This is a genomic window from Microbispora amethystogenes, from assembly GCF_016863015.1.
Classification (GTDB): Bacteria; Actinomycetota; Actinomycetes; order Streptosporangiales; family Streptosporangiaceae; genus Microbispora; species Microbispora amethystogenes.
The window spans coordinates 1-8,688 of the sequence record NZ_BOOB01000082.1; the positions used below are offsets into that span (position 1 = coordinate 1).

7 protein-coding genes are annotated in these 8,688 nt (G+C 64.8%); 1 reads left to right on the plus strand and 6 read right to left on the minus strand.

The annotated features are described in order from the left end of the window. The coding region (locus tag Mam01_RS35525; RefSeq protein ID WP_204289610.1) for a hypothetical protein at positions 1-261 on the minus strand (261 nt) is incomplete at its 3' end. A 473-nt stretch (positions 262-734) separates the two neighbouring features. Beyond that, a complete protein-coding gene (locus tag Mam01_RS35530) occupies positions 735-1,553 on the minus strand; it encodes a hypothetical protein (RefSeq protein WP_204289611.1) in 819 nt (272 codons plus the stop codon). 489 nt (positions 1,554-2,042) lie between these two features. Between Mam01_RS35530 and Mam01_RS35535 the strand changes: the two genes are divergently transcribed. Next, positions 2,043-3,059, plus strand: coding sequence for an NAD-dependent epimerase/dehydratase family protein (locus Mam01_RS35535; RefSeq protein WP_204289612.1), 1,017 nt, complete (start codon positions 2,043-2,045; stop codon positions 3,057-3,059). A gap of 5 nt (positions 3,060-3,064) precedes the next feature. On the opposite strand, the gene Mam01_RS35540 is transcribed toward Mam01_RS35535, so the two are convergent. From Mam01_RS35540 to Mam01_RS35555, 4 genes are all read right to left on the minus strand, one after another. Then, entirely contained in the window at positions 3,065-4,393 is a 1,329-nt protein-coding gene (locus Mam01_RS35540) for a hypothetical protein (RefSeq protein ID WP_204289613.1), read from the minus strand. Between the two features lie 42 nt (positions 4,394-4,435). After that, a complete protein-coding gene (locus tag Mam01_RS35545) occupies positions 4,436-7,147 on the minus strand; it encodes an ATP-binding protein (RefSeq protein ID WP_204289614.1) in 2,712 nt (903 codons plus the stop codon). Positions 7,148-7,985: 838 nt separating this feature from the next. Beyond that, positions 7,986-8,384: a hypothetical protein gene (locus Mam01_RS35550; RefSeq protein WP_204289615.1), complete on the minus strand. Its 399-nt coding sequence runs from the start codon at positions 8,382-8,384 to the stop codon at positions 7,986-7,988. A gap of 19 nt (positions 8,385-8,403) precedes the next feature. Continuing rightward, a partial coding sequence (locus Mam01_RS35555; RefSeq protein ID WP_204289616.1) for a hypothetical protein occupies positions 8,404-8,688 on the minus strand: 285 nt, incomplete at its 5' end.

Sequence of the window (8,688 nt, forward strand, 5' to 3'; positions counted from 1 at the left end):
CGCCCGGTTGGTGTGCGTGGCGTCGATCCACAGATGGGTCCTGGCCAGGCAACCGAGACAGGTGATCACCTGAGCGGCCGTGGGCATTCGCGTGAGGGCCACCGTCACCACGTACTCACGCACACCGCCGAAATCGGCGGCAGGCACCAACGTCGCGGTGTCCGGACGAACCTCACCCAACGCGGCCACCCGCATCACGCGACCCCCGCCGCACACCGTCAGGTCACCCACGGACCAGCCGGCCCGGGCGGCAGAATCCACCTCCACACGATCACCCCGTTTGCGCTGCTGGTGGTCACGCTCGTGAACCAGGTAGACGGCACTTTCAGGACGGCGAATTTCCGCGTATCGCGGTCCGGGCTTTCCCGGTGCTCTCGCGGCGCGTTTCGCTCTCACTTAAATACGGTGGCCGGAACGACCCGACCGTCCGCGCGCGGCAACAATTACGCAGCATTGCCGCGCGTGCCGCACCGACAGCCCGACCGTTCCGGCCGTCGCCCGTTCTGCGGTACGGCTACGTGAACCGTAGAATGGGCGGGAGAGTGAACGTCACGCCGGGCGCGTTAGACGCGCACCGACGAATTTCACTCTCACTTAAATACGGTTCCTTCGACATCCCGACCGTCCGCCGTTCCCAAGATTCTCGATTCCAGCCCTGCCGGGGCACCGTCACATCGCGCCGATAACTAAAGGGCTCCAGAGTGGTCCTCTGGAGCCCTTTAGCAGCTTTGTGGCTAGTTCTCTGTGGGTTCGGTGCCTCCGAGCACCATGGCGCCTCTGGCGTCGTCCAAGCGGGACGACAGCTCTCGCCACTCGGCCCGTCCGGCGTCCCGTACCCGGATCACGGCGCGACGGGACCCGTACGCTCCGCCGTGCTGGGACTGCGCAGTCTTGGCGAGAACGCCCGCACGTCCCAGGTCATCAGCCTGAGACGCGATGCTGAGAGCCCGACGCAGGACGGGGAAGTCCGTACCGTCCCCGAACGCGGTGCGGAACATCTCTGCGCTGTGCTGAGACACGCAGAACGCGACTGCCGCCCCCGTAACCGTCTCCGTACGCGGAACACCGCGCATGAGCTGAGCCCCCGGCGTCGTGTCGATCTCATCAGCCGGAACGTCGACCCGATAGCCGTTCCGCGCAGCGGCATCGCGCACTGCCCACCGCTGCAGAGTCGTCCGCGTGATCGTCATTTCCGCGCCGTCCCGGCGCACGTAGACCCATGCCTGAGCCTCCCGAGTAGAGCCGCTGTCCGGGGTAGGGGCGCAGGACGCGAGCACGTCACGCAGGCGCTGGGCGAAGAGAAGAACGGCGTCCTGTGTGACGTCGTCCGATACATCGTCGGTTCCGTACGGCGCGTGCCCGCCCTTGACGATGGTTGCGCTTTCGTCCATTCGCTTACGTGAACGCGTGGCATCGACGGTGCGGCAGTAGCCGCGCGCGAGCCTCTGAATCTCCGCCCAGTCGTCCGCCGCTACGCGCGCCATATCCTCAGGGGTGAGGCTGGCACCGGGGACGTTTGTGGGAACGCATTTACCGGGAACTCCGTTCGCCATGATCGATCTCCGATTGGTCCGCGACACACGATTGCGTGTGTCACCGTTTTCTTGGTCGATCCAATTGAACCGCGAAACGGAGATCGAATCAATGAGGCTGCGGCCATTCTTACTATGTTTTACCTGGTCAGAGCTGATAGGCGTAAATGGGAAGAATGCAAGGAGGGTGGGTCTGATTGCTGTACTTGAATGATGATGAGCATTTATAAGTGGGCTCGCAATAGATATTCTGAATCCGATTTCGAGTAGTCACGTGGGTCTCGCGGGCTCTCCGCGAGCACATCTGTGAGTGCCTTGTCAGCTCTTGAGTCGGGGTGACGTCCGGCCCTGGCGCCAGCGGCTCTACCAGCGGAAATGCGCCCCTAGAGGCGCCGGGTTAAGCAGGATGGCAACCGGTGGGCTATCAGGAGGGGTGCTCGGAAGGCTGCTGGCCGTCGCGGGAGTGGTGATCCTGTCGACGCCACTGCCCGCCTGCGTGATGATCGGGGCATGAGGGTTCTGGTGCTCGGCGGTACACGCTTTGTGGGCAGGGTGTTCGTCGAGGAGGCCCTCGCCCAAGGGCATCAGGTGACCACCTTCAACCGCGGCCAGACGGGGCAGGACGTACCCGGAGCCGAGGTCGTTCGCGGGGACAGAGAGAACGGGTCCGACCTGCTGGCCTTGGTCCAGGGACGGGAATGGGACTGGGTGGTCGACACCAGTGGCTATGTTCCACAGGTTGTGGGAAACGCCGCGCGTCTCTTGTCCGACAGGGCGGGCGCCTACGTCTTCCTTTCCACCATCTCGGTGTATCCGGGCTGGCCAGCCGAGCCCGTCGACGAGGACAGCGCTGTCTACGATTGTCCACCGGATGCCGCCGGTACCGCCGAGGATGAGGCGAACTGGTCCGCCGCACAGTACGGCGCTTACAAGGCCGGGTGCGAGCGCGCCGTCCAGGAGGCGTTCGAGGGCCGTGTCACCGTCCTGCGGCCGGGGGTGATCCTTGGGCCGCAGGAGAACGTCGGCCGGCTCACCTGGTGGCTGCGACGGATAGCTCAAGGCGGCCGGGTCCTGGCCCCGGGCCAGCCGGCCAAGCAGATCCAGCCCGTCGACATCCGAGACCTGACGGCCTTCACGCTCAGCTGCCTTCAGCGCGGAACGACGGGGGCGTTCAACGTCACCGCACCCCGGGGGCACGCCACCTTCGGCGAGATGCTCGAGGCGTGCCGTACGGTGACGGGTTCACAAGCGGAGTTCGCGTGGGTGGACGACGCGTTCCTCGTCGAGCACGACGTGAGGCAGTGGACCGAGATCCCCCTGTGGCGTACTCCCCTGGGAACCTGGGAGGTGGGCGCCGCGGCAGCCGCAGCCGCCGGCCTGACGTGCCGACCGATCGCGGCTACCGTCCGCGACACGCACCTGTGGCTCACCGAGACCAACGGGCCGCTGTCCTACGGTCGCCAAGCGCATCACGGATTGTCCCGCCAACGGGAACACGAGCTTCTGGAGGCATGGGACCGCTGTTGAGTCAGTTAGTCGGTCGCGGGGCTGCCGAGCGTGCTGTAGTGAGGAAACAGTACGGTTGCCGCCTGTCTGCCAGCCGGACCGCTCAGCGCGAGGGACCCCTGTAACCACGCCCGGTCCCCTTGGTCGAAGGTGCCGCTACCGCCAAGCAGGGGTTGTAGTTCTTGTTCGGTGAAAGCGCGGGCCAGTGGCAGCGTCGCCCTGCCGAGGGGGTCGGAGTCGTAGGGGTACGCCCCCCACGCTGCGGCTTCCTCCTCAGTTGGAGTGATCCAAAAGTCGTACAGCAAGGACGAGAGCACCGGACGGATGTCGTCACCCGCGTGAGTCAGGGAAAGCGCAGAGCAGAAGGCATAGATCGCGGCGCGGTAGACATCGAATCCCCACGCGGAGACCGGGGGGTTGGTGCTCTCCAGCATCGCCTCGATCTGTCCTGACGCTGTACTCCGATAGCCGGACACGATGGCGTGGTCGGCCGTGCAGAACGTCTCAACGATGTACGGCACATCGGGAACTCGCCACTGCAGGCCCGGCTCGGCAACGGTGTTGTACATGTACGCGGTAATGAACTCGGGGTCTGTCCACCCGGATGCGCGCGGCTCATGTCCCCAGAAGAAGGTCTGAGGTACGGGCAGGTCGGCGGATGTCAGAACTGAGTGCAGGGCGCCGATCATCCGGCCTGTCCAGCCCGCGTCCACGAGGCCGGTGCCGGCCGAGGCGATGCCTTCCTGGACGGCGTAGTCGCGTACGAGCTGTCGCATCTGCTCGATGCGCGGCCGCATCGCCTCCGCAACCTCAGGCATCGCCACGAACCGCCGCAAGGCTTCATTCTGCTCCGGGTCGTCTGCGCGGACCGACGGGGAGAGCGAGGCGCCGACGGCAGTCAGTGTCCCCGTATATCTTTGGATGTCGAGGCCGAGGCGAGCACATACGTCAGCTGCGTTGGAGCGCATGAAGCTGTTGAACAGCCAGTCGGCCTTCTCCAGGCCATAGGGGTCGGAGGCAGCCAGGCTCCACGTGCGGCGGCTGCTGTACACGTAGCTCATGGAGAGTTGAATCTCCAGCCGAGGAGCCATGCGCGTGGCGATCTCGGAGAAGACCTGGGCATCCCGGGATAGGAAGCACAACCGATGCAGGCGGCGCATCTGTGCCGTACGGAGTAGCCAGATCACGTAACCGACCAGGACGGGTGCGGCGACTCCGGCAGCGATGTCGCGGATCGCCTTCTCATGGGGCGTGGATGCGGGGACGGCGGCGCGTGCCTGTGCCGACGCCATAGACATCGCGGCGGCGAGCCCATCGTGTCCGGCCAGGGTTTGCTCGTAGCGCGTGGCTTCCACTGCTTCTCCTTCTGCCCTGCCACTCAGAGTCCCGTCCGTAGATCACCACGAGGTGAGCCACAGTCCAACCTCGTCGTCGGTACGGGCGCCACAATCGCGGCACATCTGTTCAGCTCGCTGCCGCAGGTCACGCCACGCTTCCTCATCGCCCTTCGCCTGATGGACCGCCGCCTCCTCGGCCATCGTTCGGGCGGCCCAGGCACGGTCGCCGAGTGCCTCGTAAATCGTCCGTGACTCCTGGTATGCCTCGATGGCCGGCTGCCAATGCCGCTGCCTGGCTTGGAAGAGGCCAAAGGTGCGCAGGAGCCGGGCCTGGCCGGGGCGGTCGTCTATCTCCTGCAGAATGATGGAGGCGGCCTTCAGGTGCGCGTCGACCTCCTCCCAGCGTTCGGCATGGCGGATCGTGTCAGCAATGCTCATTCGAGAGCGTGCCTGCCAGCGGCGATCTCCCAGCTCCTGAAAGCGCACCAGAGCGTCCTCCAGGCACTCCAGAGCCGCCTTGTAATCACCGGCCCGCCGGTAGGCGTCCCCCTTGTTGCGGAGGACGACGGCGACACCACGCCGGTCCACCAGCTCCTCGAAGATTTCCTGTGCTTCGTTCAGCGCCTTGATCGCTTGGTTGGTACGGCCCATGTTGCGCCACAGGACTCCAAGCTGGCGCAGAGTTCGTGCTTCCCAGCGGCGATCGCCGAACTCGCTAATCACACCAAGGCCATTGAGGTAGAGGCGCTCTGCCTCCACATACAGACATTGATCCCGGTAGACGATGCCGAACCGTACTCGGGCGCGAGCCGACTCCAGCCGGTCACCGAGTTGATCGAAGATTTCGATGCACTCGCTGAAGCTGTCGATCGCTCCCTGCCACTTGCTCTGTCCGCGCTGGAGGTCACCAAGCCCGTTGAGAGCCCAGGCGACGTACCGCGGGATGTCGCGTCGGCGGAACACGTCCAGTGCCTGTGTGAAGCAGCGCACTCCCTGATCGAGGCGACCCGTGTAGCGGTAGGTATCGCCAAGCACGCTTAACGCGATCGCACCTCTGAGCTCGTCGCCGATCTCTTCGGCGATCTCGGCCGACATGCGCAGATGCTGCTCGGCTGAGGCGTAGTCGCCCTGCGCTCGGTGGATCGCGCCCATCTGGCTGCGGATCTCGGCTTCCCCCTCGCGGCTGCCGTCCCGTTGCGCGGCGTCGAGCCCGATTCGATGCACACGCACCCAGGTGGACCAGTCGGACGGCCAGAGCGATGTAGCGGGAAGCGCGCTGGTTAGTCGCCAGGCATGCCGCCACAGCTCCGCCTCGCCGGCGATTTCGACACCGAGAAGGAATGTCGTCTCATGGGTCAGAAAGTATTCGCGAGGATCGCGGCGGATCGCCTGGAGCAGTGCGGGGTCCACCTGCATCGGCTCGCCGTACCCGCCGGGTTCGAGTAGCACCGAGACGTTGGTCGCCAGCGAGATGTAGAGCTCCAGCAACCGAGTAAGCGCCCTATCGCGCTCCGTCTCGCTTTCCTCTTCCGCCAGCCGCTCGCGAGCGAAAACACGCAGCAGGTCATGGAAGCGGTAGCGCCGGATCCCCGTCCGATCTTCACCGCCGATCTCGATCAGTTCAGCGTCGACGAGACGTTCCAGCATCTCTTCGGCTGCCTGCAGCGATACGCCGGCCAGCGCCGCCAGAGTCCAGGCGGAGAAGTCGGCGGCCTTCAGCACGCCAAGCAACCGGAACGCTCGGCGGAGTCCCTCGTCACACCCCTGGTAGCTGAGTGCGAAGTTCGCGCGCACTTCCAGATCACCGACTTTCAGCAGGTCTAAGCGGTGCTGCTCGTCGCGGAGCCGTGCAGCGAAGCCGGCAAGCCGATCGGTCTGCCGGGATGCCAACCGGGCCCCTGCGATGCGAATCGCGAGGGGAAGACGTCCACACAGCCGTACGATCTCGCCCGCAGCCTCGGGTTCCGCTGCTACCCGGCCCTTACCGACGATGTGCCGGAGAAGATCCAGGGCCTGCTCGGTGGTCATGACGTCCAAGGCGTGAATGTGCGCTCCGGATAGGGCCGCCAATCGGGACCGGCTCGTGATCAGCACGGCGCAGCTCGCGCTTCCCGGGAGCAGTGGACGTATCTGCTGCTCGTTGCGTGCGTTGTCCAGGAGGAGAAGAATCCGCCTGTCGGCAAGCTGGGCGCGGTACATTCGCGCCCTGTCCTCCAGGTGCTCAGGGACGCTCGCCGAGTCGACGCCCAGCTCGCGGAGGAACCGGCCGAGGACTTCCGCGGGGTCAAGGACCTGGGCCTCAGCACCGCGGAGGTTGACGTACAGCTGCCCATCAGGGAACTGGTTGCGGACGCGGTGCGCGATGTGGAGCGCGAGCGTGGTCTTGCCGACACCGCCCTTACCGGAAAGGGCGGTCACGACGACCGCTGTGTCGGCCCTGCGAGAGATAAGCAACCGAGCAAGTTCGGCGGCGTCCTCTGCCCGGCCGGTGAAGTCCTCGATGTCGGGGGGAAGCTGGTACAGCCGTCCCTGGGGGAGGTGTGTGCCATTCGCTACAGGTATCTCCTGCCGCTGCTTTCCGACCTGATCCTTCACCTGCCAGAAGGCGATGCCGCCAGACAGCATCGACGCGACTACGGCGAAGATGAACTGCTCCTGCCCCAAGCCGTCGCCATCGTTGACCCCAGCCACGATGCCCGCGAAGACCGCTACAGCGGTCACCAGGGCGGCGATAAAAGGAATTATGTGCCGAAAACGCTGGGTCGACGTCAACGGGCCGACCTTTCATGGCCGGTGGTGCCATCGGTCCAAGTCACGGGGATGTCCGGCTCTCCTGTCGATCTCTGGTCTCTCCGCATCTTACGGATGGTCGACCTGATATCAACAGGCGCTTACTGGTTCCCTGGCAGGCACCACCCTGGAACCAGAATTTCGGCGGTGACTGGGCAAGGACGCTGACTCTTTCATTTGGTGCCCAGCTTTAAATGAGAGATCGATTGTCATTAGGGCCTGTCCAGATTTGAGATCACACTGTTGTCCATCCAGCCCCGTCGTAGTCGTTGATGCTGGCAATCGGCTCGTCATGGCGCATGGTGACCTCACTGATGAGAGCGATCATGGCCCAACTCCATCTGCCGTGTGCCAGCGCTCGTTACGGCTGCCCGTAGCTTCGGGTGGTCGTTGCGGGCGCTGGCGGTCTCCTCGCCGATCTCTTGGCAGTTCTTGGCCGCGCGGGCCGGCATCTGTAGGACGCGGTCCTGGGCGCGGGTGGAGATTCGGGCGTAGCCGATGCGGATGACCTTGCTCGGCACGGCCAGTGCAGGCGAGGACGGTTGAGTCGGTAGCGGGGTTTTGACTGGTGCCGTGGGTACCCGCATATCGTGATGATACGGTCGTGAGTTCGGAGCCGGAGGGACCACGGGCCGAGCGGACTGACCTTCCGCTTTTCAGGCGGACCAATCACCCTGCACGGATAGCAGAAGCTGTGGTCAGAAGGATGCAGGAGATCACTGGAGTCTGTCTGTGTGCAGGGACGTTGCTGTCAATACTGCTGTCGCGTAGCTCACCTGACGGCAGTGGTCCGACAGCAGCGCGCAAAGGCGGCGGCTCGTTACGACTCTCCGCTCGGCTCCTGAAGGTTGCGGCGTTGTGGGGGCTCGGACAGGGCCTCAATGGCCGTGATCGTTTCTTCCACGGCGACCGTCACGATCTCGTCATCCTGAGCGGTGACGGTGCGCGTGCGCCGGAGTTCTGTCCGCACTCTCCTAGTCACGACGTCCGTCGACGGGGTATCCGTCTTCTTCTGCAGGTCGGCGTAGACCGTCCAGGCGAGCGCGGCCACGCTGACGATGAGCGAGCCCAGGGAGATGAGATCGATGTACTGATCCGGCTTGCGACTGGTGTCACGAGCGTGGAGCGCGGCCTCGACATCCATGGTGAGGGAGGGCCCATGCTGAACGGCGAGGCGGTGGGCAGCGGCTCGTGCGCCTTCGGCGGCTGGATCGGTCACATCAGCTCCTCAAGGGGGATCAGTTGTCAGGCTGCTGAACATAGCCCCGGACGGTCGACGGAAGGGGCCGACTCGTGATCTTCTTCCAGCTGGATTCGAGGGCGGGTAAGCCAAGCGCTGTTGTAAGGCGTTTGAGATGCTGGGGACCTGGGTCCGTGGCGGGATGAGGGAAATCCTCGAACATGGTCACGCACCTGATGACCCAGTGCAAAGCCTCGTCGAGATGGTTCCGGGCTTCGGCGAGAAGGCCAAGTGTCACGTAGCTGGTCGCCGCGCTGGACCGGTCATCGATCTCCTCGCTGAT

Bases quoted from the DNA above. Each gene is read 5' to 3' on its own strand.
- Mam01_RS35530 (WP_204289611.1), bottom strand. From the start codon at position 1,553: ATGGCGAACGGAGTTCCCGGTAAATGCGTTCCCACAAACGTCCCCGGT.
- Mam01_RS35535 (WP_204289612.1), top strand. From the start codon at position 2,043: ATGAGGGTTCTGGTGCTCGGCGGTACACGCTTTGTGGGCAGGGTGTTC.